The sequence below is a fragment of the Francisella philomiragia subsp. philomiragia ATCC 25015 genome (assembly GCF_000156715.1).
GTDB classification, from domain to species: domain Bacteria; phylum Pseudomonadota; class Gammaproteobacteria; order Francisellales; family Francisellaceae; genus Francisella; species Francisella philomiragia.
Genome location: NZ_DS999311.1, coordinates 71,474 through 94,812, shown reverse-complemented (window position 1 = coordinate 94,812; position 23,339 = coordinate 71,474). Strand labels below are relative to the sequence as shown.

The following is a 23,339-nucleotide window of genomic DNA, read 5'->3' as shown; positions in this document are numbered from 1 at the left end:
TAAAAGATAACAATCTATTCTTATATTTAATTTAGTATGTAAAATAATTTTAAATAATATAGTTAATAACCATGAAAATGAATTTTATCCAGAAATATTTTGCAATTATAGTAATACTAGGAGTTCTTTTAGCTATATCGGTATCTTACATATTTATACCATTAAAGCCATATATTACTTATTTGTTAGCTACTATTATGTTGGTGATTGGACTTCATCTACAACCAAAAGATTTTGTAAAAGTCGCTAACCTCAAGGGAAAGCTACTAGTTATATTGTTTTTGAAATTAACTGTTACATCAATAGCTGCTTTTATAATTGGTAAGATTTTTGGGTTGAGTTTAACCGCATTGATAGGTCTAGTTATTGTTGGCGCTTGTCCAGGAGGCACGGCTTCAGGAGTTATGGCTTTATTAGCTAGAGCAAATATTTCACTTACTGTTAGTTTAACTTTCTTAACAACATTGTTAGCACCAATAGTTATGCCACTGATCATCTATTTCTTCTTTGCAAAGAGTATTGAGTTAGACTGGTTTGGTATGTTTGAAACAATGGCAATAATAGTTATCTTACCGATAGTTTTAGGAATTTTAATTAGTAAATTTACTAAACTAAATGATTCAACTTTAAAGAAAATCTCCAGTATTCCAATACTCTTGATTATGCTAATAGTAATAGTTGTAACAGCTTTAAATAAAGACGCTATTATACTTGTACCTTTAGATATTATTTTGAGCGTTATAATCCTTAGTATATTTGCTAATGTGTTTGGATATTTAATAGGTAAAGTTTTGGGCCTGGATTTTGATAGTAGATTAGCTTTGCTATTTGAGTTTAGTATATTAGATGTTGGTTTAGGGATTGTAATAGCTTTGACCTTCTTTGGTAATCAAGCAGCTATTGCTGCAACTTTTTATGCAATTTGGCAGAATATTATTGGACCTATAATTGTTAACTTTATAAATATATGTCGCAGTACTAAGTTTAAATCTTATTAAAATATTTTGTTGACAAAAAAGTCTAAAATAGACTAATATATCTAAAAAATGGTTTTAGATATCAAAATGAATCCTGAGTTAGAAAAATTTATAAATGTCGCGGAAGCTATAAGTAGGCTTTTGCATCCTTTTGCAGAAGTTGTAATTCATGATTTATCTAAGAACAAGATAGTGGCGATTTTTAATCCTATCTCTAAAAGAGAAATTGGAGATATATCATATTTAGACCATATAGATTTAGATGCGTATGACGATTTTGTAATAGGGCCGTACGACAAAGTAAATTATGATGGGCGCAAAATGAAATGCATTATCACTGTAATTAAAAGCTCAACAAATGATGTTATTGGAACATTATGTATAAATTTAGATGTTTCTGTATTTGATAGATATCAAAGCTTAATAAACGTATTTCTAAATAATAACAATATGCAAATGTCGCAGCAGCAACAGAGCCTTTTTAAAGATACTTTTTATGAAAAAATTAACAATTTTGTGCAGAGATATTGTATAGATAATAATCTACCAATCGATAATTTAACAAGGGATCAAAAGAAAAATTTGATTTTAGAACTTAAACAACAAGGCGCACTAGATGGTAAGAATGCTAGTAAATACATTGCAAATGCACTAAATGTTAGTCGAGCTACTGTCTATAACTATCTTAAATAATCATAGGGAAAAAAATAATGTTAATCATATTAGGAGCAATTGTCGGTTTTGTAGCTAGTTTTATTTCTACGCTACTTGGTGGAGGAGCCGGTTTGATAGCGGTTCCAGCTTTTTATTTTATAATTGTACATACTTATGGAGCGGACTTTGCTATGCAAATAGCTATAACGACTTGTTGTGGGATGTCTATATTTTTAAGTTCTATAGCAACATACAAACACTATCGTAAGGGTAATATACACTTAGGAGAATTAAAGTATTATTTAGTATATTTATCTATAGGGGCGTTAGTAGGCTCAATAGTTGCAAAACATATAAATACAGATCTTTTGAAAATAGTCTTTGCAATATTATTATTTGGAAGTGGTATCTGGATGATATTGCACAATGATAATAAGGTTGTTAAATTACCTAGAAGTGCTAGATATAGTATTTTTAGTTTTTGTGGTGTGTTGAGTGTTTTAGCAAGCTCAACAACATTTGCAACAATGTTTTTTATAAAGATTGGTACAGATATCAAAAAAGCCATAGCTATAACTAGTATCTGTGTACTTATAAACTCATCAATTGCAGCATTTGTACTTACTTATGGAATTAGTGTTAATGTACCATCAACACTTGGTTATCTAAATATTCCATTGTTAGTATCATCTGGTATATTTGCATTGGCAGGCAGTCTTTTGGCAGTTAATTATTTAGGGATAATTTCTCCAAAGCTTCTAAAGAATTTATTCATAATTTTGATGTTTGTTTCTGGCGGTGTAATGATTATCTAAAAGTTGAAAATATAAGCTTTTGCTGTATACTTAATATCTCTTTGGAGAGGTGTCCGAGTGGTTGAAGGAGCACGCCTGGAAAGCGTGTATAGTTTAACGACTATCGAGAGTTCGAATCTCTTCCTCTCCGCCATAGTCTAATTTCAACTAGATTTAACCAATATCAAAAATCAAATAAAATCAATAAAACAAAGCCTTTCATAGTATCAACCGTTATCAACTAACATCAACTAAGCACTTGCTAAAACGTATCCTATAACGTATCCTAAGTAAAAAGATACACTAAATTTTTGAATTGAGGATACAATAATATGGCTAAAACTCTTACAGTTAGTAAGATTCAGAGCTTAAAAGCAACTGGCAAAGATTATAGATTAGCAGATAGCGGAGGCTTGCACCTCAAAGTTACGGCTAAGGGTACTAAGTCATGGCAATTTAGATATAAAAATACTTGGATAGGTATTGGAGGCTATCCGAGCATATCACTAAAACAAGCTAGAGAAGAGGCGACAAAGTACAAACAGCTAATAGCTAGCGGTAAAGACCCTAAAATAGAAAAAGAAAAAGCAATATATCAAGATGATAAGCTTTTTAGCGTGGTAGCAGATAAAGCTTTTGATATGAAAAGACCAAATAAACCTAATGGCTGGAAAAGTGAAAAAAACTACAAGGCTAATTATTCTGTATATACTAGACTTATACTACCAAAATTTAAAAATATTAATATAAATGATATTGAACCGTTCCAAATAGCCAAGATATTAGAAAAAAACACCCCTAGCAATCAAAGAAAGCTTAAGCTTATTCTAAATATGATATTTAATTACGCAGTTGGTAAAGGTATTTGTAAATACAATGCTACTTTTGGCTTACAACTAGATAAAGAGAATAGCAAAGGCTATGATTTTATTAATCCGATAGAAGATAAATACAATTTTAGTCAGCTACTTAATGATATTGAGAACTACAAAGGACAATACACTACTAGAATGGCTTTGAAATTTGCTACTTTGGTGGGGTTTAGACCTAGTAATATTGTAGAATTGAGGTGGGAGGATATCCAAGAGACTATTATAGATGGCAAAGTAATACCTTTTGCTTTTATATCTAGTGAAAATATGAAAATGAGTAGAGATTTTAGACAACCATTATCAAAACAAGCTTATGAGATACTGGAGGAGGTTAGACAGTATAATGGTAATTATAAATATGTTTTTCACTCTACTAATACAAAAAATAAACATATCACTATAGATTGCTTATCAAAAGCTTTAAAGGATACGCTTGGATATGATGGAATAGATAAGCCTAAACAAGTTACTCATGGCTTTAGAAAATCAGTAAGAACTTATCTAAGCAGTATATCAAGTAAATATAGATGGAGTAATGACAGTATTAGAATGATACTAAGCCATACTAAAGAAAATAAAATAGACCAAATATACGATAAAAACGACTATCTACTAGAGCGTAGCCAAATGCTACAGCTATGGGCAGATTATGTTGATGAAGTCAAAGAAAGCTCAAATATTATAAAGCTTGGTTAGTTGCTGCAGTTCCAATATAAAATAATCATCTACAGCCCATTTTTTCAATAATTGGGCAGTCAATAAAATTATCATTACAGTATATTTTTATCATCTTAGAGTATTGCTAGTAACACATGAAATAACACAAGGTAATAAATATATCTCAAATAGTAGTATTTACAAGGTATATAGCTATATTTTATTAATTTAATCAGAAAGTATCTAAGATGTTAAAAGCGTTTGTATTATTGGTTTAGAGGTTAATTTTTATCAAGTCCTTAGCTTTTTTGTATATCTAGTATAAAAATAACTCTATATAGCTACAAAATGTCATAACCTACAAAGCCCACTAGAAAAAAATAATTTAATCAAAATAGAGATATGGACAAATAATTATAACTTTCTAAATGATATCTCTACATTACAAGCTTTTATCTAATGCAATTGGAGTTGATGAGGCGGATAGACTTTGTGAAAAGATGGAACAAAAAGGCAACACTAGATATAGAATAATGATACCAATATCTAGATATGCTGTTAAAGCTGATAAGTTTTATGCTTTTGTAGGTAATGAGTGGACAGCTAACAAGCTTATTGATTGCTTTGGAGGCGAACGCATTAAGTTTAAAAAATATAAGTGTGATAATCAGATAGTTAAAATGCTAAACCAATGTATAGAAGTTCTAAAGAGTGGTAGAGTTCAGCCTAATGAAATAGAAAAAGTATACAAAGTTCTTAGCCATAGGGCGGAGATAAAGCAGTAAAAAGCAATCATGATGCAGTTATCTTTATTAAGAAAATATTAAGATAAATATTAAGTAAAAATACTTAAATAATTAATAAAATATTATGCTGGAGCGATTTATATTAAGAAATAACAAAAAGGTACTTCCAAAATCTCGAGGTGCGCGCAGGTTCGAAACGCGCGGGATTCACGTTCTGCGAGGGGATTTAAAAAGGGGTTTCGCTTCGCAAATAAGGCTCATAGAGCTAAAAATAGCTTAAATGATGTAAAAGTACAAGCGAAATGCAAAAACGGGGCTTAAAATCGATTTGTTAAAATTCTTAATATAGATTAAGGTTTTTTGATAGAGTTCGAGGCTGTCAAAAATAAGCTTATAAAAATTAATATACATTAAGAGCATAAATTTAAATAATATTAATATAGATTAAGATAAAAGGGGAGGTTATGGAGGGTTCAGAGAGAATAGTATCTAGTGGGGTATTATCGGAATATCTGAGCATTGGAGAGCGTAGAATACAACAGCTAACAAGCCAAGATATTTTAAAAAAAACAGGTAAAAACCAATATCCACTAAAAGAGAATGTAAACCGCTATATAGGATATTTACAAGACAGAGCAGGCGGAAAAAGTGAGCAAGAGCTAAACATCGAGTTTAAAAAACAAAAGCTTAGACTTACTAAGTTTCAGGCAGATGAACAGCAAGTTAAAGCAGAGCTAGCACAAAAGAAAGTGGTAGCTGTAAATGATGTAATAAGCTCATTAGCTGATTTATTCGCACTTATGCGGGAGAAACTCTTGAATATTCCAGAGCGTGCAGAGTATGAAATATTCGGAGAAACTGACAAAGATATATTTAATCAAAAGCTATCAACAGAAATCAAAGAGGCACTATTTGAGATATGCGATAACTACACCAAAACAGTTAATAAAGTAATCCAAGCGGAGAATATAACAGATGATGAAATCTAACAAAGATGCGAGATTTGAAAAGCTTGAAGAAGATTTAAAAAATGCTACAACCCGTAATGAGTTTTTTAAAATATTATTATCATCTATCAAAGATGAGCTATTAGATATTAGCAATGATGATATTTTGGAGATGTTGGGGGAAACTAACGGCGAAAAATTAAATCAAAAAGTAGCTAAATTATTAGATGATAAACTAAATAATACTCAAAAAAACATACAAAAAGTAGCTATCAAAGCTTGTAGTTAGTGCTATTTTCTTTAGCTGTAATAGATGTATCATCTATGTTTTTGGTGGTAGCTGTATCATTACTAGAGCTAGAAAAGAAAATCAAAAATATTACAAAAGATATTATCAAAAACCAAAAAACATCTCTAATTAGCTTGGAGATATTAAACCCTCCGATAGTAACATCTACCAATAGTAAAAACACTATGACTAAAAATACAATCATTAAAGCCTAATAATAGTTGTAAATTCTACAATTTCAAAACGATACTAAATATAGTATTATATGCAATGTAATACATTGTCAAATATATGTAATACAAATAGTTATATTTTTGAGAGGTAATAAGTATGACAAGTTTTAAAGTAGACTATGAGAAAGCAGAAAAAAAGGCTAATAGTTTGTTAAACTCGGCTACTACATTCCCTGTTGACTTAAAAAAAATATGTGATGATTTGCAAATAACTATTAAGGATGTAAGTAGTATAGAAAACCCTAGATATAAAAAAGATGATATATCTGGATTATGCGATAAATCTAATAACATAATATATATAAATACAAAAGATGCTCCCGTAAGACAATTATTTACATTAGCACATGAGTTGGGGCATTATATGCTACATGAAAATAGCGAACCTTTACCAAGGCATACAGCTTATAACTATGACCCTTTAGAATTAGAGGCTAATCATTTTGCTGCTAATCTACTAATGCCTACTAAGGTTTTTAAAAAAGTTTTTGAAGCATTTAATGGAAATATCAATAAAATATCGACTTTTTTTGGAGTGAGTAGACCAGCAGTAGCATTTAGGGCAGATGTTATTGGAGATGTAAATAATGAGTTCTCATAATTCGCAAAAAGCATTACAAGAATTAACTTTTATTGAATATAAGGGTAAGACATTTAGGGCTTTATCATGGTTTTTATATGTTATATTATTCCTTAGTGCTTTGTTTTGCCTAATTATAGATACAATTATAATTTGTCATTTGTGTGTATATGGTTTTCAGCAAGAATATATAAAATATACTATTCCAATAATTACTATCAGTTTCATATATGTTTTTTTAGCACCAATTTTAATAATGAGAGCCATAATAAATAATTTTAATAGCATTGATAAAACAACGGTTGATGATGATGTTAATGATGTGATTAAACAAGCAACTAAAAATTTATTATCTCAAAATAATTAAATTCTATTGCAGCAACGACACTACAAAAATAACCTTTTGATAAACAAATAAACCCTAGCTTGGTATACTAAAAATATACTAAATAATTGGGGTTTATCATCATGGGGAATAAGTCAAAATATCAATCACAAGAACCGCCAAAAGGCTTTGATTTAGATTATTATCAGGAACTATACAAGACACTTAAAACGCCAATGGAGTGGGCAGTCGCAATATATGTCAGACAACTAATATATCTCGAATGGTTTAAATTTTTTGACCGTAGTAAAAAAATAACCCAAGCTAATTTTTTTAGCAAAATAAATAATCTTCATATAAATATGATTAATAAGTTTATCAATAATCATGAAAATTTTGTATATCATCTAGCTTCGTGTAATGATGACTTATTAAAACCAATTTCTTATTTAAATAAGTTAGAAGTTTTGCATGAAAGCTTTGACATAATAAACGAGTATAAGCAAAAAAAAGCAACGTCAATAGAGTTTACAGATGATTTACTAGAAAATATTGAGGATTGTTTAGGAGTTGATTATCTCATAGATACTAAGTACGACTTAAATAATCATTTGAAAACTATTGAATTAGATAAGGCATACTTTATAGCTATTAAAGCTAACTTGTCAGCCCCTAAAAATCTACTAATGAAAGAGTTTGAAAAGCTTATAGATGAAGTACACAAAAGCGACTTATACAAAGATAGAGCAACTATTAAAAAACCTTTTTCGGCTACTTATGAGCAAGAACTAAGGAGGCTGTTACCACTTATTGATTTGATGTTATTTAATCAGCATTTCAATTACACAATGACAGCAACACAATATAGCAGGTTTGTATACCCAAACCTAAAACATCCCTATAGTGATAATTATATCCGTGATTTTATCAAAAGAATAAAAACAACCATTTTAACAAGTGAATATCTACTTTGGTTATATCAAAACAACGTAGATTTATAGCCTAAAATCTACATACGTAAATTTTTATCAATTTATTCTGTGTCTTAATTTTTAATTCTATCTCATATCATAAAGCCCATTACAAAAAAAATAAATCTCTATGATTTTAGTTAAGGCTAGTTACGGCTTTAACCATATACACAAAAAAAAGGAGCTATGAATATGGAGAATAATTTAAATAATGAATTACCAAGACTATTAAGAGCTGAGGAAGTAGCTAGATGTATTGGTATGTCTAAGAATTCTATTTTTAGAATGGCAAGAGCTGGCAAGTTCCCAAAACAAATAAGAGTATCAGGACAGACAACCGCATGGCTAGAAAGTGAGGTTAGAGAGTGGATAGCTAAGAGAGTGAAAGAAAGAAACGAGGCTAGCAGGTAATGACTACTAAGAAAGACAAAAAAGGAACTATCTATATTAATGGTACTAGTATTGAGATAAGAGCAGATAGAAAACAACTAGATAAGTTATGCAAGAATGCACTAGCTAAAAATAAATGCTCTCATGATGTTTTAAAGACCTATTTGATTAATGCTATAGACCAAAGTAGCAAAATCCATATTGATTTAAGTTAGATATTCTTTGGGGGAGTTATGAATATTACAAAAATTAATCATAGTGGTAAATCTACACATGATGAAAAAGTTAAGCTAGATACTAACTTGTATTTAGTAATCAAGCCAACTAATACAAAATCGTTTATGTATCGCTACTATTTTAAGGGTAAGGCTCAAAGCATGGGGCTTGGTGGCTACCCTACGATAACACTAAAAAAAGCACGTGAAGAGGCTCTAAAGCTCAACATTGCAAAAGAGCAAGGCATAAATCCAAAAGATTTTAGAAAAAATAGGACAATTGACCAAGACAAGCTATTTGAGAATATCGCTAATGATTGGTTTAGTAGGAAAAAATTAGAGCTTAGAAAGGTTACATTATCAGGGTATGAGAAAGCATTGCAAAGCGACATAATCCCATATTTTAAAGATAAAAGCATAGATGTTATCAAACTAAGGGAAATAGCTATATTTTTGCAAAGACATTGCAACAATTCCAACTCTAAGCAAATGAAGTATAAAACTATTCTATCAGGAATATACAACTATGCTACTTTGCTAAATCTTTGTGAGCATAATTTAATGCTGAATGATTTCAAGCACATTCTAGCACCTAAAACTAATGGACATTTTAAGTTTATAAATCCAATTTTAGACAGTGATAATCTAAGCCTTTTACTAAATAAAATACATGGTTTAGATAATGTTACTACAGCAATCAAAACAGCACTACAAATAGCACCATTACTAGCATTTAGACCAAAATTATTAACTATTCTTAGATGGAGCTACTACAAGTCCAAAGAGGCTATTTTAGTCATACCAGCTAAGAAAATGAAAGCTAATCAAGATTTTATACAACCGCTATCAAGACAGGCGATACAGCTAATTGAGAGTATGAAACCTTATAAAAAAAGTGATTATATTTTCACTAATAAAAAAGGTAAACCAATTGACCCGAACAGGTTAAGAAATCTTATACAAAAAGATTTAGGTTTTGATGGTAAGACCTTACCACGCCAAACAATGCACGGATTTAGACATATAGTATCTACTTTGCTTTATTCGTTACAACGTGAATACAAATGGCAAACAGAAGCACTAGAACTAATACTAGACCACCGCAAGAGAAACCAAATACAAGCTATCTACAACACTTATCAATACATAGAGGAAAGGAGGGAAATTTTACAGACATTAGCAGACTATTTTGACAATTTAAAACTTAACAATTAACCAAAAAAAGGGAAATAAAAAATGAAAAGTAAAACACAAAAAATACTAGAACATCTACAAAGAGGCGACACTCTAAGCACATGGCAGGCAATCCAAGAATATAGAGCGACTAGACTATCAGCAGTTATATATAGTCTAAGAAATCGAGGTTATCAGATTGCAAATATTAGCACCGCCAAAAGCGGACACGCAGTATATAAATTATTGAATAATGGGAGTAAATAGAAAATGAATACTACTTTACAAAATCAACCTAATAACCTAAAATGCTCAATATCGGGCGTGACAACCCAAGTACAGAGTAGCATTAATACAGCTCATAAAATAAGTATTAAAAGTAATGGAAATATAAGTAATGGTTGTAATTGTATATCTAATCAATATACACTATCACAGCTTATTTATTGGTATGTAAATCTATATATCATCAATTCATTATTAGCATTGGCTAAACTCTTTTGTTTAGTCGGGAGGAATGGGGAATACAAGAGCCAATTTATTGGTAAATACCCATTGCTAGGCTCTGTACTAGTTGTCAACCTACCCGATTATTTGACAAATAAAACAGAGGAGCAAAAACCATGCTAATTAAAACAATACATTTAGATAAAAATTTTGAAGCAACTAATCCAAATGAAAAGGATTATGAACTTTCTATTGATACAGTCCTAACCGAGTTAGACAGAGAGGGTGTTATAGGATTATTTGTTGAGCTAGATAGTATATATCAATATGCTTTTGGTAAAAAACTAGCTAAAGGAACACTACAATTTGAAAGAGATTTTATTAACCTTAGCACTGTACATTATCGAGATATTAATATAAATGGTTTTGATAAGTATTTTATTGATTTTGAGTTTTTAAAATCACATTTAAGGTTTCTTCTTGAGGTTTATGCAGAAAGGGTAGAATATCCTCAAATATTAGCGGAGGCTCATAGCTCATTACCTTTCACTATCATTACAGAATGGAATAACCAAGCCTACAAGCTCAAGAAAGCCATAGCTGAACTAGATATAACAATCGCTAATACTTTTGATAATTCAAAGGATATTTTCAACTTATTAAGCTATTTCTCAAATAGAGTATCATAAGGGGAAATGTTCGGCATGAATATTACTAAATTTAATCAATTTATTAGTCAATTGGGGTATCAACTACCGAACGACTTTAATTATAGCATAGGTATTAATCAGATTGTAAGATTTAAAGATGTAAATAAACTCAAAGACAATAAAAACCTTTGGTTACATAGAGTTAGTTTAAATTCTTATGTATTCGGAGATTGGAGCTTAAACGAAAAACATATCTACAATGATAATCGAGAGTATACCAAGCAAGAATACAAACATTATTACAAGGCAAAGCAAAAGCAAGAATACTTAGAATATAAAGAGCATAGAGCTATTGCTAATGCGTGTATTAATGAATATAACAAGTTGGCAGATGTAGACCCACAACACCCATATTTAGTCAAAAAACAAGTCCTACCTTGCTTTGGTATGAAACAAAAAGGAAATGCTATAGTAGTACCTATCTTTGGAACTATCGCACCGTTTGAGGGAGATTTACAATCATTACAATACATTTTACCCGATGGATTCAAACAGTTTAGAAAAGGTGCTAAATATAAAGGTGGGTGCTTTAATGTAAATGATAATGGGACTGATTATTTTATCTATGCAGAGGGCTTGGCTACTAGTCTTAGTATATTACGCTATGTACAAAAAAGACTAATTAGAGCTACTATTATTTGTTGCTTTACGTGTGGAAACTTAGAGCCTGTTATCTCATATATGAGGCGTATATATCCAAAGGCATATTTTGAGATATGGGCAGATAAGGATAAAAGCAGAGTTGGACAAGAAACCGCTATCAAAATTGCTGAGAGATTCGACAATATCAAAGTAAGACTTCCAGACCTTACACCCGAGCAAGTAGAGCAAGGTTATAGCGATTTTAACGACTGGTTTAATCTACATGGAGTATTTAACAATGAAAAATAGCATGATACAGGGTAAACCCCTACCAATAGAAGACAATAGAAAGCCTATCCCTCAACTTGATATTAATATCCTACCTACAGTTATTAAGGATTATGTAGAAGATTTAAGCAAAGTACTAAGACAGCCCAAAGAGGCGTTGGCAGTGAGTGTATTAGTATCATTGGCTGGACTTTTAGGCAATAAGGTTGCATTAAATGTTGATGATTCGGATAGATTCCCAATACTATGGGGTTTGATATATGGAGAAAGCGGAGCGGGTAAGACACAGTGTATATATGAGCCAACCGAACCCGTAAGAAGTTTAGATATAAAAAATCGCCTAAAATATGAAGAAATCAAAAAAGATTGGGAAACTGTTTTACAAGTTCGAGAGGCTGAAAAATCAAATATATTAAACAAAATCAAAAAGACTGATGATAGATTAGAAAAAGAGAGCCTAGAAAATCAGATTATAGAAATCAATAAGAGAATACCACCTAAGCCATTTTCTAGAGAAATAGTAGTGGAAAAAATAACACCCGAGAAAGTAGCAGAAAAAATAGCCAACTACAGCCCTAACGGACTATTTCAGATAGAAGATGAGGGCATACAGTGGCTAAACAATATAGCAAAATCACAAAATCAAGTAGCTGAGGGTTTCTATAAGACCGCCTACAATGCTAAATCATATAAGGTTGATACTTTGGGCAGAGGTACACAATTAATTAGTATTCTGAATGTATCACTAATTGCAGGAGTACAGCCCGAAGACTATAGAAAGTATCTGAACAGCTACACAGGTGGGGGAATTGTCGCAAGGTTTCAAATGATAGCTATAGTTAAAGATGTGATAAAAGAGCGTGTTAAATCCAAAAAAGACCCTTTAATAGAGCAAAAATACAAAAGTTTAGTTGATAAGTTACACAATATATCAGAGCGTATCACTTATGTAGGCAGTGAAAAGAAAATCGCAGAGCCTAAAAGGTTTTATTATTCTGAAAATGCAGATTATGTATTTAGTGATTGGTTTAAGAGCTACCAACTCAAAAGAATTAATGAAAAAACGCCATTAATTAAAGAGTGTTTAAACAAGTTAGATAATACTTTTCATACTTTGGCTTTGATATTTCATTTAGCTGAAAATGGCGATAATGAACAAATAACAGAAGATGTAGCAAATAGGATTATAACTTTTATATATTATCTTATGGCTTGCTTTAAGTATCTTTATGAAGATGACTACAATAAGTTAGAAAATATCGCTACAGATATATTAGATGGTAAATCAACTATTGTTAAAAAATGGGGGAGTAAGTTTACAGTGGCTAGAGCTAAAAACTCTACTAGAAGATTTGACAAGTACAACAAAGAAGAGTTTAAATTAGCTATAGATATTTTAGAGAGTAATAACTATATAAAAAAGGTTGGAAATTCTTATCAAGAAACTGGCGAATATTCATGGCTATAGAATTTGCATATCTTAAAACCCGCATATTTTGCATACAACACCCAAAAAACATTGTCAAAGTATTGATATATATAGCTTTGTTGATATGCAAAAGTTTGCATATAGTAAGCATATTGTATGCAGATGTTACCATAAGTTATATTGAAGATTGCATATATATGCACAGTGTATGCGGTTGTTTGCGTATAGTTAAACCTTTATAAACAAAGGCTTTAAGCCATATTATATGCAGATATGCAGGATTTGAGAAAATAATATTTTAAATTTAATTATAAAAGGATAAAAGACAATGAAAAAAAGTAAAAAACCTAATCAAAAAATTGAACCAAAAGAGCTAATACAATTAGTAGAAATTGAGCCAAGAAGTACAGCAAGCGAAGACCCCGACACAGTAGAGCAAAACCACCATAAAGAGATGATAAAGATTATCAAAAGAAAACCTTATCATTATATGGATATGCTACAAGATTTACCTATACCCGATGGATATCAAATAGTTATCAAACACCGACTTAAACACCTAGAGGAACACCAAAGAACAAGAATACTAAACAAATATATCAAAAAATGGTGGCTATTTTGGGAGATAGACCCCTACACCCCGCACCAAAAATGCGACCATTGGCTAGAAAGCTATTTAAAAGAACTCAAAGAAAAGAACTAAACGCAGATTTGCGTTGGGGGTACTGACTTTTCAGGATACTATAAACTATATCAAATAATTAATAACGAGTGCATATTTGCGTTGGTTGCTGCAATTCCTAAATGTATCCAAAATTGGATATATCTATTAATAATATTTAATGTAATTTGTTAGATTCAAAACTTATAGGCTCAAATGTGAGCGTATCTTATTACAAGTACACTAAATAGAGTATCATATATAAAAACATCTAATACTATATGATATGGAAACCAAAGAGCAAAGCAGATTAAATCTATCTGATATTGTCAAAACTACTAGAATATCTAAAAATATCACTCAAACAGAGCTAGCAACCAAATTGGGAGTATCTAAGCAATATATTTGCGATATAGAAAATAATAGAAAACCTATCACTATAGAACTAGCCAAAGAATTTGCAAAAGTATTGGAACAGTCAGAGCGGGATTTTGTAGAAATGACACTACAAGAGCTACTAATAAAAAATAATCTAAATTATTGTGTGATAGTGATTTAGTTTTGTAGTAGTAAAAAAAATATAAAATTTTGGCAAAAACAGGGGGGTACTTTACAAAAAACGTATCCTGAAACGTATCCTTTTTTTATATCAAAATTTTGAAACTATTAAAAATAAAGGCTTTAGTGCTTATAGTTCGGATTCCTTCCTCTCCGCCAGTTTTAAATAAAAGAATAATCTGTCTTTGTGTACGTTACCAAAACACTTTCTTGATGATATGTTTTCTCGTAGACATTAACTAGATTGTTTACTTTTTGCTCAAGTTGTTTTGATTTATCATCTGCAAGTATTGTGACAACTTTAGTTTTTTCACTATACGTAGTTCCTGTTGGGCTACGCCAATAGCCTCTAGCATCATTTTCAGTATAACCATCAGGGAAAGCGGGTGTTATGTATTTGTTCTCAAAATTTTTGAACATCTTATCTGAAACGTAAGAGATATTATCTTTATCATCTTTCATAGTTCTGCCAAAGTAAAGTTTGACTATATATCCTTGATTATCTTTGGTATCTGCAAAGCCAGTATCCGATAAGACAAATATACATAATACTAGTGTAATTATATATCTCTTCATAAGCTTCTCTTTAGGTTCTTCTTCAAAAAAACAGCAGCTAAAATTAGCATTAGCCAGCCTATCATCAGTGTGGTGCCACCTAATGGTGCTAGCTTCAAAATAATAGGTATATTATAAACCACAGAAATATAAATACTAAAACTAAATAATATTGTGCCAACTATAAAAAATAAGTTGCTTAGTTTAAGAGTTAAACATCGTGATAAGCTCTTACTACTTAAAAGAGCTATTCCAATACCGCTAATTACGATAGCATAGGTTTGATTATAACGTATAGCTGTCATTATAAATTCAAAATGTTCAGCTGAAATTTGAGATTTTAAACCATGTTCTGCGTAAGCACCAAAAGCTACTGATATAAAACCTAAGATCGCACCAATTATTAAGTTCATTTACTCTCCAGTTTAGGTTACTTTATTTTACAATGGGTTAAACGATTAAAACGCCATTTCGCAAACAGACTATATATAATTTTAGCAAAACCATATATTAGTGGTAGTTTAATAATAGTTGCTAACTTTTTCCATTTGTTTAATTGGCTCCATATTATGATAAAGGCATCAACTCCAGTATGAAATTTACCTTCGTTATCTTTGACATGAAATAGCTTCAGACAAGATAGAGTATCTAAATCTTCTTTGTTAAGACTTTCTTCAGATATTTCGGTAATATCAATCCATTCAAAAATATTTTCTGGTGCTATATTTTTATAGTGATTTATCTCTTTTGAGCATAATCCACATTTACCATCATAGAAAACTTTAATCACAAAAAAATCCTTTACTAAAGATATTGTATAACTACTACGATAAATATTATCAAGCCAATCCAATGATTATCAGAAAAAGCTTTTATACAGTTAGCTATACCTAGTTTTTTGTATAAGAAATAATTTCTGATAAATAAAAAAGCACTAATAACAACACCTATGTAAAAAATAATATTAAAGCTTAGATATATACCTAGAGTTATCAAAAGTATTAATGATATGAAATTGAATAAAAAGATGTACTTAAATACTTTATCTCCAAATAAAACAGCTGATGACTTAATACCAATTTCTAAATCAAAATCTCGATCAGCTAATGCATAGATAGTATCGTAAGCTATAGTCCAACATATTGTTGATAGATAAAATATCCAAGCTTCGAGTGGTATCTGATTTTCTATAGCAGAAAATGCCATAAAAATACCAAAGTTGAATGCTAAACCAAGGATTAGCTGAGGTATTGCAAAGAACCTTTTACAAAATGGATATAAAACAGCTAAAAATAGAGCTACAAATGATAGTAAAATTGTGTATAAGTTTAGAAATAATACACAGATAAAAGCAACTATTGTAAGAGCTAGACACAAATATAAAGCATTCTTGACACTAAGTTTTCCACTAGTTAAAGGGCGAGTATTAGTACGCTCTACATGTTTGTCAAAATCTATGTCTGCGATATCATTAACAATACAACCCACCGTACGCATTACAACTACACCAATAGTGAAGATAATTAAATATTTAATATCTGGAATACCATGACTTGCCAAAACCAATGCAGTAAGAGTTGGCCAAAGAATTAGTAGTATTGGAATAGGGCGATGCAATCTCATTAGCATAATATATGCTTTGAATTTTGTATTATTCTGCATTACAAAACTCCGGTAAAACTAGAAAATATTCTGTAATTAAAAATTTAAGCTTTTGATTCTCTTTGTATGTAAATATCGAACTACGAGAAAAGATTTCTTGCTTAATATGCCTATTTGCTTCTTGATAAAAATCATCACTAGATAACTTCCGGATTATAAATTCATCACGAGTAAATTTAGATTTTTCAAAAAGTAGATTATCACCAATTGGTTTTGTACCAAGGTTATCAACTTCTTGAGAAAAAAAATCATAAGTATCACAGGGAATAATTGTCCTAGCAAAAATTAATGTTTGATTGATGCTTGAAAGAGTTATTTGTCGTACTAATGCAGACTTAATATCTAATAGTGATGCTTCTAACTGATTAACATTTGTAAAACTCTGAGAGATCTTATCTAATATAATTTCACCATAGCCTTTTGATAGGCTTGTAACTAAGTTTTTTGCATCATTAAGCCAGTATCTTTCTACTTTTGATAAGTTTTGTTTATTAATAATATTCATATATCAGAAATACCTTAAACTTAAGGTTTCTTATTTTAATATCGATTTGTATAATTATACACTTAATACTTATGAATTTAATTAAAAGGGTTCCAAAATGCGTCCAAGTGGAAGAAATAACGATCAATTACGTACTTTAAAAGTTACACATAATTTTACAAAACATGCTGAAGGTTCAGTTTTAATAGAATTTGGTGATACTAAAGTTTTATGTACAGCTTCTGTAGTTGCTGGCGTACCAAGATTCAAAAAAGATTCTGGTGAGGGGTGGTTAACTGCTGAATATGGTATGTTACCGCGTTCAACTCATACTCGTATGGATAGAGAAGCTGCTAGAGGTAAGCAATCTGGTAGAACACAAGAAATCCAAAGACTAATTGGTAGAGCATTACGTGCAAGTGTTGATTTAACGAAAATAGGTGAGAATACTATCAAAGTCGACTGTGATGTAATCCAAGCGGATGGTGGCACACGTACAGCGTCTATTACTGGAGCATCATTAGCTATCAGGGATGCTATAGATTATATGAAGCAAAATGGTATGCTTGATGAACAAACTAATCCATTAATGTCTCAAGTTGCTGCAATATCTGTAGGTATTTACAACAATGAGCCTGTACTTGATTTAGATTATGATGAAGACTCGAATGCTGAAACAGATATGAATGTAGTTATGAACTCAAATGGTGGTATGATTGAGATTCAAGGTACAGCAGAAGGCAAAGACTTCTCAGAAGAAGAGTTTGCTAAAATGCTAGGTCTTGCTAAAAAAGGTATTAAAGAAATATTTGAAAGTATATTCTAGTTCTTAATAAACATAATTCTTATAAAATAAAATCTTAAAGAGTATTTATATAAGAGTTTATCTTAGCTAGTAGATCAAAATCTTGTGATTTTAATTCAAATAAAAACTCTTGCAATGGCTCACTTTTTGCAAAAAGAAGCCTTTGTTCAATTTGTTTGATCTGATCCTCTAATGTTTGTCTTTGTTGATATAGCTCACGAAGCTCTTTATTAGCGTTATTAAAAAAGTTTTGGATATTATCTTCTTTCTTGGCTTGTAGTCTAGTTTTAAGGTTTGTGCTTAGACTAGAAGTTCTGTTTACTGATAGCTTTTTTCTACTACCTAAAGAAAGTTTTTTACGAGGTTCTTGTTCTGACATTTATATCTCTTTGTTATTTAAATTTTAGATCTAATGTGTTGAAATTGTTTAAGAATAACAATTTAATGTAATGATTATAATATATTTGTTACTAAATTTATAGTTCCAAGCTTTAGAACTTTAAGTGATTTTATTAGGAGTCACTCTAATTGATTCTAAATCTATTAGTGCACCGTAACTATCATCTTTCCCGGACTCTCTTAGTGTTAGCGTTTTACCTGAAGCACTAGTATTTTGTAAATCAATATTAATAGTTTGCCAGCCTTTGGCAAAACTATCATGTGTGTAGACAAGCTCATCCCCTAGGTAAATTTCAAAATTACTTGAGCTATCACCTGTTCTAGAGTAGTAGTCGAATGACATTTGCATACTATCAAAGCCTTTTGATGCTAGGTCATAAGAGAAGTCTACAATTTCATTTTTATCGCCATCAAGTTCAGCGACATTTGGTCGGATATCATCAATATTATCAAAGTTATTCCATATTTCTATTTGTTTATCTCCACCGGTTATATACCATTTACCGAAAAAGTCACTATCAGTATCAACTTTGCCCCAATTATCATCATTAACAGGCATTTCATCATATTGGAAACTATCCTCACTAAAGATCATATTATTTTCTTTTAATATTCTAAAGAAAGTAGCATCACCAAGTATACAATGGCTGGGTATGTTGGACTCTGTCAATATATTACCAGCAACTACGCACCGCCATCTTACAGAGTCGGCGCCTACTAATTCTGGTCGCACCATAATCTCTGCGTATCCATTAACTACTCCTATTCCACCAGCTGTACCAATATTTTTAGTCAGAGCTGCATATTCATTAATTTCAGAGTAGTCACCATCTAATTGAGAAAAATCTTTACCATTTCTTTTGAGATCATAAATTTCCTTAGCTCTAGTGGTTAATACAGAAACCTCTGTGGCTATCTTTGTTCTAATTACATAGTTGGAATATGTTGCCGTAGCAAGTGATGCTAAGATAGTAATTATTGTTATAGTTGTAATTAACTCAATTATAGTGAAACCATAAGGTTGAGTTTTGACTTTCATAACAATAAGCTATTAACTTCAACATATTGTCATTATAACTTATTTTTGTGAGGTAAAGTAGTTACTCTTATTAAGAGCAAAGAGTCAATTCATTTTGTTTTCACACCAATTGAAGCTAGTCTTTTTTCGATAGATGGATGAGTAGAGAACATATCAGACATATCTCCACTACCTATTCCAGCACTTAGCGGATCAAAGATGTATGATGCACGGCGTAGATTTTCATTTTTATTATGCTTATAGCTATATTGAGCTTCTGCTGTTTTACTATCGCTAGCAATCTTTAGTAGTGCATTTGCCATTGGTACATTTGTACGCATTAGCTCAACTGCTCCAGCATCTGCCATATATTCTCTTGTACGACTTAAGAACAGCATCATAAATATCGTAAAAATTTGTAACACATATCTTAAAATCATAATAATGATAAAAAATACGGCAGCATTATTGTTACGATTATTGCTGCTGCTATTATTATTGTTTCCTGAGAAAAGTGCGGAGTAAAATAAGAAATCCATAATAATAAGTATCATATTAGATAAAACCATAGTAAACAAGTTAAGCTTAATGTCTTGGTTTCTAATATGAGTTAGCTCATGTGCCATAACTGCTTGCAACTCATCACGATTAAGAGCGTTTGCAAGTTTTGTTGTAATAGCAACCATTGCAGATTTTTCTGAGTAACCTGATGCAAAAGCATTCATATAGTTTGCATCAATTAAAAAAACCTTTGGCATATATCGCATACCAGCTGCTACTTTCATTTCTTCAACAACATTATATACACGACGAGCTAGGGGATCTTGATTATCTGCTGAGATCTCATGATATTCAGTTCCAGATAGCATGATTTTGTCATACATACTAAAAGTGATAAATATCCAAATTACTGCTATAGCAGATATGATCATGGTAGCATAAGGTGGTATTTGAAATGTTGCTAATGCATAAAATACTTTTGATATAGGTAGCTCAATACCATATCTATTGTAGTAAGCACTTGCAAATTCACCATATCGCCAAAATGTGTCAACAAAAATTCCTAGCAGAAAAAAAACAATTAGGAATGTTGCTATGACAAAATATGTGCGATAAGTATTTTTGCGAACAACTTCACGCCAGTCAACAGAGCCATATTGTAGATTATCAGTATTTGACATCTTATAATTCCACTCTAGAGTCTTCTAGTTGTTGTTTTTTCTCTTCTGAGATATTCCAATATACAAATTCTTCATTTAGTTTCTTGAAGATATTAACTACCATGCTAGCAAAGAAGGATTTTTTATGGGCATTGTATCTTTCTATTGAGTCATTAAGAGCTTGTTTAGCAAAAGCTAATTTATTTTCAGTAGATGTAATTTCCTCTTGTAACTGAATTACGTTTTGATTAGCTTTTAACTCTGGATAATTCTCAAATTGAACATTTATACCTTTCGCTAGATCAGAAATTTGATTTTCAGCATTTATTCTCTCTTGAATATCGCCATTTGCTTTAGCTAGATTAGCTTGGTTTCTTAGTGCTACAACTTGCTTTAATGTTGTTTGCTCGTAGTCCATATACTTTTTGACAACATTTACTAATGAGTCAAATACTTTAGCTCTACGATCAAGCTGTACATCGATTTGTTTTTCAGAATTTTTGACAGTTTCGATCTCTGCTATTAGTTTGTTGTAAGTCATAACTATATATACAGCAGCTATAGCTATAATTATCAGTAGAATTATTCCTATAGACATTTTATTATCTCCGTTTATTTGAATTTGTGTTACTTATGTAAAGATGACTCCAAAGTCTAAGATTTTCAAGTTTTATCTTAGCTATTTGATATCATCTTCTACAAATTTACAAAAAGCTTGTGTTAATGTGGTGTGGTATTTTTTCTCGTGAAGTAGTTTGTAGAAGTTTCTAGATAAATCGAGCTCTTTAGTTTCAAGTATGCAATATTTAGCAGTATCTAAAGCTTGAGTTGTAATTACTTCAGATATACAAGCTAAGCAGTCGCTATATGCAATATACTGCTTTATTGCTTCTGAGCTGCGTAGAGTTATAGCTTTTTTTATGCTTGATACTTTATCTTCAAGAGCATTAAAAAATATTTCAAATGTTCCAGAGCCCTGTTCTCTCATTGCCCACTCATAATCTAAAAGATCTTTTATCTTGATATTTTTTTTCTTAGTTAAAGGGTGGTCAATACGACAAATTACTTTTAGACTATCTTTTGTCCAAAGGTAAGTCTCTAATGTTTTACTATTACATTCGCCTTCTACAAAGCCTACATCACAGTTTAGTGACTCAACGCTATTTATAATTTCTTTTGTATTACCAGAAATAATTTCAAAATCTGTGTCTGGATGTAACTTTCTAAACATTGCTACATACTTTGGTAATACATAGTTAGCTATTGTGGTACTGGCACCAATAACTATTTTCCCAGATAATTGAGTGCTATTTAAGCTAAATGATTCAAACTCTTCAATTTCATCTAAAATTTTGATAGCCTTTGCTAGTAGGTTTTTACCATTATCATTTAGTTTCATTCTTTTGCCAACACGATCAAATAACGTCGTATCAAGCATATTTTCAAGTTGTGATAGTGACATACTTGCAGCAGCTTGTGAGATGAAACACTTTTCAGCACCAGCGCTAATTGATTCAGATTTTGCTGTATTTACAAATACCTGTAATTGTTTTAATGTGATTCGCATATTTATATTTTAGTAATACTTATATTACAAAATTTTATTATAAGATTTTCTGATATTCAATATAGATAAGATTTATTGAGACAGTATATTGATGATTGAGTATAATATGTCTTAGGCAAATAAATTAGGTTAATTATGGAAAGCTTTATAAGATATAAGTGGGCAGTGGTAGGTGCTGGTCCTGCTGGTATGGCAACTATCGGACAATTATTAGACAGTGGTATAAATGCAAAAAATATACTTTGGATTGATCCGAATTTCGGTGTTGGTGATTTCGGTAAAAAATGGGGAGAAGTTAGTAGTAATACAACAGTAGAGTTATTTTTGAGATTTCTGAATGATATCAAATCTTTTGAGTTTGAAAAAAGATTACAAAAATTTGCTCTAGAAAATTATGATAAACAAGGATTTTCACAGTTAAAAGATGTTGCAGAACCTTTGCAATACATTACGGACAATTTACTCCAAAAAGTTGACTATAGTTTAGATACTATTGCAGAAATGAAAGTGGCTCAAGGCGTATGGAATCTCTATGGCGCAAGAGAAAACTATATGGCTGAGAAAGTTGTTCTAGCTACAGGCTCTATACCTAAAACTTTGAATATTCATAATCCTGAAACTACAAAAGAAATTGATCTTGCTACGGCATTATCGCCATCTAAGTTAAAAAAAGATCTTCTTGATGGTGATAGAGTGGCTGTATTTGGATCATCTCATTCGGCAATGATAATTATTAGAAATTTAATTGAGCTCGGTATTGAAGAGGTTGCTAATTTCTATCGTCAACCATTGAGATATGCTATCAACATGGGGGATTGGATTCTTTACGATAACTCAGGTTTAAAAGGTGAGACAGCTAAATGGGTTAGAAAAAATATCTCCCAAAATTTAGATAGTCGAGTCAAAAGGTATCTATCAACTAGTGAAGAGATAAATAAGCATTTACATGAATATAATAAAGTTATTTATGCAGTAGGTTTTGATCAAAGAATACCTTGTGTAGAGAGTATCGATGCTAGAGTTTATGATCCTACAACTGGAATTATAGCATCAGGGCTTTTTGGTGCGGGTATAGCATTCCCACGTAAAGTAACAGATCCTAATGGTAATATTGAGTTAAATGTAGGTTTATTTAAGTTTATGAATGATATTAAGCGCTTTCTACCATTGTGGTTAAGATATGATATTTAG

At 30.9% G+C, this 23,339-nt stretch carries 33 protein-coding genes and 1 tRNA gene; 24 read left to right on the top strand and 10 right to left on the bottom strand.

Features of this window, described 5'->3' with window-relative positions; translation table 11 throughout:
- Positions 1-77: 77 nt before the first annotated feature.
- The 22 genes from FTPG_RS00710 to FTPG_RS00605 all read left to right on the top strand — a co-directional run bounded on the left by FTPG_RS00710 (position 78) and on the right by FTPG_RS00605 (position 14,499).
- On the top strand, positions 78-998 hold the full coding sequence (locus FTPG_RS00710; RefSeq protein WP_035722179.1) for a bile acid:sodium symporter family protein: 921 nt from the start codon (positions 78-80) through the stop codon (positions 996-998).
- 48 nt (positions 999-1,046) lie between these two features.
- On the top strand, positions 1,047-1,670 hold the full coding sequence (locus FTPG_RS00705) for a helix-turn-helix transcriptional regulator (protein ID WP_004286484.1): 624 nt from the start codon (positions 1,047-1,049) through the stop codon (positions 1,668-1,670).
- A gap of 17 nt (positions 1,671-1,687) precedes the next feature.
- Positions 1,688-2,446 (top strand): sulfite exporter TauE/SafE family protein, encoded by a 759-nt coding sequence (locus FTPG_RS00700; protein WP_004286483.1) that lies wholly within the window; start codon positions 1,688-1,690, stop codon positions 2,444-2,446.
- 43 nt (positions 2,447-2,489) lie between these two features.
- A tRNA-Ser gene (locus tag FTPG_RS00695) sits at positions 2,490-2,579 on the top strand.
- A 178-nt stretch (positions 2,580-2,757) separates the two neighbouring features.
- Positions 2,758-3,993 (top strand): tyrosine-type recombinase/integrase, encoded by a 1,236-nt coding sequence (locus tag FTPG_RS00690; RefSeq protein ID WP_004286482.1) that lies wholly within the window; start codon positions 2,758-2,760, stop codon positions 3,991-3,993.
- A gap of 389 nt (positions 3,994-4,382) precedes the next feature.
- On the top strand, positions 4,383-4,739 hold the full coding sequence (locus FTPG_RS00685) for a hypothetical protein (protein ID WP_004286481.1): 357 nt from the start codon (positions 4,383-4,385) through the stop codon (positions 4,737-4,739).
- 425 nt (positions 4,740-5,164) lie between these two features.
- Positions 5,165-5,689 carry a hypothetical protein gene (locus FTPG_RS00680; protein ID WP_004286480.1) on the top strand — a complete coding sequence of 175 codons (525 nt, stop codon included), beginning with the start codon at positions 5,165-5,167 and terminating at the stop codon, positions 5,687-5,689.
- On the top strand, positions 5,676-5,936 hold the full coding sequence (locus tag FTPG_RS00675; protein WP_004286479.1) for a hypothetical protein: 261 nt from the start codon (positions 5,676-5,678) through the stop codon (positions 5,934-5,936). Before FTPG_RS00680 ends, FTPG_RS00675 begins: the two co-directional genes overlap by 14 nt.
- On the top strand, positions 5,936-6,151 hold the full coding sequence (locus FTPG_RS00670) for a hypothetical protein (protein ID WP_004286478.1): 216 nt from the start codon (positions 5,936-5,938) through the stop codon (positions 6,149-6,151). Before FTPG_RS00675 ends, FTPG_RS00670 begins: the two co-directional genes overlap by 1 nt.
- Before the next feature lie 115 nt (positions 6,152-6,266).
- Positions 6,267-6,770, top strand: coding sequence for an ImmA/IrrE family metallo-endopeptidase (locus FTPG_RS09525; protein WP_004286477.1), 504 nt, complete (start codon positions 6,267-6,269; stop codon positions 6,768-6,770).
- Positions 6,757-7,116, top strand: coding sequence for a hypothetical protein (locus tag FTPG_RS00660; RefSeq protein ID WP_004286476.1), 360 nt, complete (start codon positions 6,757-6,759; stop codon positions 7,114-7,116). Before FTPG_RS09525 ends, FTPG_RS00660 begins: the two co-directional genes overlap by 14 nt.
- 101 nt (positions 7,117-7,217) lie before the next feature.
- The gene (locus FTPG_RS00655) at positions 7,218-8,075 is read left to right on the top strand and encodes a hypothetical protein (RefSeq protein ID WP_004286475.1); all 858 of its coding nucleotides are present in this window, start codon (positions 7,218-7,220) and stop codon (positions 8,073-8,075) included.
- Positions 8,076-8,237: 162 nt separating this feature from the next.
- Positions 8,238-8,456: a helix-turn-helix transcriptional regulator gene (locus tag FTPG_RS00650; protein ID WP_004286474.1), complete on the top strand. Its 219-nt coding sequence runs from the start codon at positions 8,238-8,240 to the stop codon at positions 8,454-8,456.
- Entirely contained in the window at positions 8,456-8,650 is a 195-nt protein-coding gene (locus FTPG_RS00645) for a hypothetical protein (protein ID WP_004286473.1), read from the top strand. The genes FTPG_RS00650 and FTPG_RS00645 overlap by 1 nt, the downstream gene beginning before the upstream one ends.
- 18 nt (positions 8,651-8,668) lie before the next feature.
- Complete coding sequence (locus FTPG_RS00640) at positions 8,669-9,865, top strand: tyrosine-type recombinase/integrase (protein ID WP_004286472.1); 1,197 nt, start codon at positions 8,669-8,671, stop codon at positions 9,863-9,865.
- Between the two features lie 21 nt (positions 9,866-9,886).
- Positions 9,887-10,090, top strand: a complete 204-nt coding sequence (locus FTPG_RS00635) for a helix-turn-helix domain-containing protein (protein ID WP_004286471.1) — start codon at positions 9,887-9,889, stop codon at positions 10,088-10,090.
- A gap of 3 nt (positions 10,091-10,093) precedes the next feature.
- Positions 10,094-10,453, top strand: a complete 360-nt coding sequence (locus FTPG_RS00630; protein ID WP_004286470.1) for a hypothetical protein — start codon at positions 10,094-10,096, stop codon at positions 10,451-10,453.
- Positions 10,447-10,959, top strand: a complete 513-nt coding sequence (locus FTPG_RS00625) for a hypothetical protein (protein ID WP_004286469.1) — start codon at positions 10,447-10,449, stop codon at positions 10,957-10,959. Before FTPG_RS00630 ends, FTPG_RS00625 begins: the two co-directional genes overlap by 7 nt.
- A gap of 15 nt (positions 10,960-10,974) precedes the next feature.
- Entirely contained in the window at positions 10,975-11,871 is an 897-nt protein-coding gene (locus FTPG_RS00620) for a toprim domain-containing protein (protein ID WP_035722052.1), read from the top strand.
- On the top strand, positions 11,861-13,318 hold the full coding sequence (locus FTPG_RS00615) for a DUF3987 domain-containing protein (protein WP_004286467.1): 1,458 nt from the start codon (positions 11,861-11,863) through the stop codon (positions 13,316-13,318). Before FTPG_RS00620 ends, FTPG_RS00615 begins: the two co-directional genes overlap by 11 nt.
- A gap of 289 nt (positions 13,319-13,607) precedes the next feature.
- A complete protein-coding gene (locus tag FTPG_RS00610) occupies positions 13,608-13,982 on the top strand; it encodes a hypothetical protein (protein ID WP_004286466.1) in 375 nt (124 codons plus the stop codon).
- Positions 13,983-14,226: 244 nt separating this feature from the next.
- Positions 14,227-14,499, top strand: a complete 273-nt coding sequence (locus tag FTPG_RS00605; RefSeq protein WP_004286465.1) for a helix-turn-helix domain-containing protein — start codon at positions 14,227-14,229, stop codon at positions 14,497-14,499.
- 161 nt (positions 14,500-14,660) lie between these two features.
- Here FTPG_RS00605 and FTPG_RS00600 read toward each other — a convergent pair whose 3' ends face one another.
- Genes FTPG_RS00600 through FTPG_RS00580 form a run of 5 tightly spaced genes read right to left on the bottom strand, consistent with a single transcriptional unit; the run spans position 14,661 to position 17,220 of the window.
- On the bottom strand, positions 14,661-15,074 hold the full coding sequence (locus FTPG_RS00600; protein ID WP_004286464.1) for a DUF3574 domain-containing protein: 414 nt from the start codon (positions 15,072-15,074) through the stop codon (positions 14,661-14,663).
- Complete coding sequence (locus FTPG_RS00595; RefSeq protein ID WP_004286463.1) at positions 15,071-15,466, bottom strand: DUF423 domain-containing protein; 396 nt, start codon at positions 15,464-15,466, stop codon at positions 15,071-15,073. Before FTPG_RS00595 ends, FTPG_RS00600 begins: the two co-directional genes overlap by 4 nt.
- Before the next feature lie 17 nt (positions 15,467-15,483).
- On the bottom strand, positions 15,484-15,843 hold the full coding sequence (locus FTPG_RS00590) for a thiol-disulfide oxidoreductase DCC family protein (protein WP_035722175.1): 360 nt from the start codon (positions 15,841-15,843) through the stop codon (positions 15,484-15,486).
- A 14-nt stretch (positions 15,844-15,857) separates the two neighbouring features.
- Entirely contained in the window at positions 15,858-16,715 is an 858-nt protein-coding gene (gene ubiA / locus FTPG_RS00585) for a 4-hydroxybenzoate octaprenyltransferase (RefSeq protein ID WP_004286461.1), read from the bottom strand.
- A complete protein-coding gene (locus FTPG_RS00580; RefSeq protein ID WP_004286460.1) occupies positions 16,705-17,220 on the bottom strand; it encodes a chorismate--pyruvate lyase family protein in 516 nt (171 codons plus the stop codon). The genes ubiA and FTPG_RS00580 overlap by 11 nt, the downstream gene beginning before the upstream one ends.
- A 97-nt stretch (positions 17,221-17,317) precedes the next feature.
- On the opposite strand from FTPG_RS00580, the gene rph reads away from it, so the two are divergent.
- Complete coding sequence (gene rph, locus FTPG_RS00575) at positions 17,318-18,025, top strand: ribonuclease PH (RefSeq protein ID WP_004286459.1); 708 nt, start codon at positions 17,318-17,320, stop codon at positions 18,023-18,025.
- Between the two features lie 34 nt (positions 18,026-18,059).
- On the opposite strand, the gene FTPG_RS00570 is transcribed toward rph, so the two are convergent.
- From FTPG_RS00570 to FTPG_RS00545, 5 genes are all read right to left on the bottom strand, one after another.
- The gene (locus FTPG_RS00570) at positions 18,060-18,383 is read right to left on the bottom strand and encodes a hypothetical protein (protein ID WP_004286458.1); all 324 of its coding nucleotides are present in this window, start codon (positions 18,381-18,383) and stop codon (positions 18,060-18,062) included.
- 120 nt (positions 18,384-18,503) lie between these two features.
- Positions 18,504-19,442: a prepilin-type N-terminal cleavage/methylation domain-containing protein gene (locus FTPG_RS09605; protein WP_004286457.1), complete on the bottom strand. Its 939-nt coding sequence runs from the start codon at positions 19,440-19,442 to the stop codon at positions 18,504-18,506.
- An 89-nt stretch (positions 19,443-19,531) separates the two neighbouring features.
- Positions 19,532-20,602 carry a zinc metalloprotease HtpX gene (gene htpX, locus FTPG_RS00555; RefSeq protein ID WP_004286456.1) on the bottom strand — a complete coding sequence of 357 codons (1,071 nt, stop codon included), beginning with the start codon at positions 20,600-20,602 and terminating at the stop codon, positions 19,532-19,534.
- Between the two features lies 1 nt (position 20,603).
- Positions 20,604-21,179: a LemA family protein gene (locus FTPG_RS00550; protein ID WP_004286455.1), complete on the bottom strand. Its 576-nt coding sequence runs from the start codon at positions 21,177-21,179 to the stop codon at positions 20,604-20,606.
- Between the two features lie 81 nt (positions 21,180-21,260).
- Positions 21,261-22,148 carry a LysR substrate-binding domain-containing protein gene (locus tag FTPG_RS00545; RefSeq protein ID WP_004286454.1) on the bottom strand — a complete coding sequence of 296 codons (888 nt, stop codon included), beginning with the start codon at positions 22,146-22,148 and terminating at the stop codon, positions 21,261-21,263.
- 135 nt (positions 22,149-22,283) lie between these two features.
- Between FTPG_RS00545 and FTPG_RS00540 the strand changes: the two genes are divergently transcribed.
- Entirely contained in the window at positions 22,284-23,339 is a 1,056-nt protein-coding gene (locus FTPG_RS00540) for an FAD-dependent oxidoreductase (protein ID WP_004286453.1), read from the top strand.